The 1,738-nt window shown below is 35.3% G+C and carries 1 protein-coding gene; it reads right to left on the bottom strand.

The features are described 5' to 3' along the window. Positions 1-110: 110 nt before the first annotated feature. Complete coding sequence (locus C3420_RS16875) at positions 111-983, bottom strand: hypothetical protein (RefSeq protein ID WP_103857258.1); 873 nt, start codon at positions 981-983, stop codon at positions 111-113. Positions 984-1,738 lie beyond the last annotated feature (755 nt).

Raw genomic sequence — 1,738 nt, forward strand, 5'->3', positions numbered from 1 at the left:
TTCTTGACTCAAGCATTAATGCAGTACGATCTTCAAAGTTAAGATGATGGTATGACAATTTTATATACTCCATAAACCCTTTAAATTAATTAGGTGGTTTATGTCGCACTTCAAGTTTTACTCTGCCTTTCATAGCGTGGTGCAAAAAATAAACTCATTTTAGATAAGTTTTCATCATCCCACCTTTTTCTACTACGACTATAGAAAAAATATTTCCCTAAAGTATAAAGACGTCCTACCTGCTGCCTCATCCCCCTAAAAACAGCATAAGTTTGAAAGTAAGACTGCCAGTTTAGTAAGTCCTGATGAGGTCTTGTTTTATCTACTTGGGAAACATAGCGATTTATAATGTTTATCAAATCTCTTTTCTTCTGTTCAACTACTTCCTTTTTCCATCGCCAAGTCCAGCTAAAAGATTTTCTAGGAGCTCTATAAAATTTTTCAGAACTAGGCTTATATTTTTTATGAGTCATCCTAACCAGCTCTGCTGAACAACCAGCAAAATCCAATTCAAGGTATGGTTTGTTCATCACAAATTTTAAAGGTTCTTCATCATCGAAGTATTCATGAATAAAATTGATTTCTGAATTAACTCTTTCTTTATCAAATGCCATATTCTCTATTTCAATAATTTTATCCTTGCAGATCTGCTGAGGTTGATTATTTGATGGGCTGGGCTGTTTGCTATGCTTATGGCTATTCGGTGTAGTAATGAGCAAAATGAATTGCCATCTGTTCTCATAAATCACATCCTGAATAATTAGATCTGCAATTGGCTTACCTGTTTTCAGACGATAGCTTCTCTGCCGACTTGTTAAATTCAAACCATACCTGATGGTCAGTTTATTGATCAGCTTCTCGATATTTGTAGTTGAACTAATTCCATTATCAACACTAAATGAAGAGTAGAAGTAAGCACCACGAGTAACTCTATCCTGTATTTTCTGTGCTGTGTATTTGGTATGAGGGCTGTAATCAATCATTTTTTGTCATCCAACAATACAGTTTCGTTGTAAATCAACAATCCACTTTTCCTTGTGGAATCATGTTTTTGCTTTTGTGTCAGTCAACAATAGAAATCTTCAGAATTGATGTGCTTTTTACTTTTGAGCAAAGCTCAAAATCGCTATGGCGTAGCCATAGCTTTATGAATAATCACCTCACTTTGTAAGGTGACAATTAAGTAGTTCCTAATGACGACACAAACTTAATAAGTTAAATTTATATCATTTTAAATTAATTATCAATAATATTGATATTTAAAATTAGATGTACTAATATGAAATTATCAATCGAATAGTGGACTGACCATCCATCCTTAATTTTCTTCTTTGAAGTTTTGGATGGGCTTAAGACCACCATTCAAAACTTTGATACATATTGCCATGAGTACCAGAACTAACCATTCTTGTATTGCCGATGTAGCGGACTGCTGGGGAAACCTCGCTCGGTACGTTGCAACGGGGGCTGAAGGGCTGCAATGCTCTTCTTCTATCCGTTCATTCAACTTGGATTTAAGAGTTCCTATATGCATTGCATATAAAGTTGTTGGGCGACAAGGACACGGGAGCCTATAAGGAATTTATTCCGATGTCAACGGCATTTTAAAATTGACCCCTTTTACCTTAAAAATGGCGAAGTAAAATTGACCCCTTTGATCTCGTATTAAGTTTCAACCTGCGGCTGAATCCCAATTCTTTTTTTATCCTTCAAACGATAACTCTCACCCGAAAACGAT

Source organism: Acinetobacter sp. ACNIH3 (genome assembly GCF_002918965.1).
Lineage (GTDB): Bacteria > Pseudomonadota > Gammaproteobacteria > Pseudomonadales > Moraxellaceae > Acinetobacter > Acinetobacter schindleri.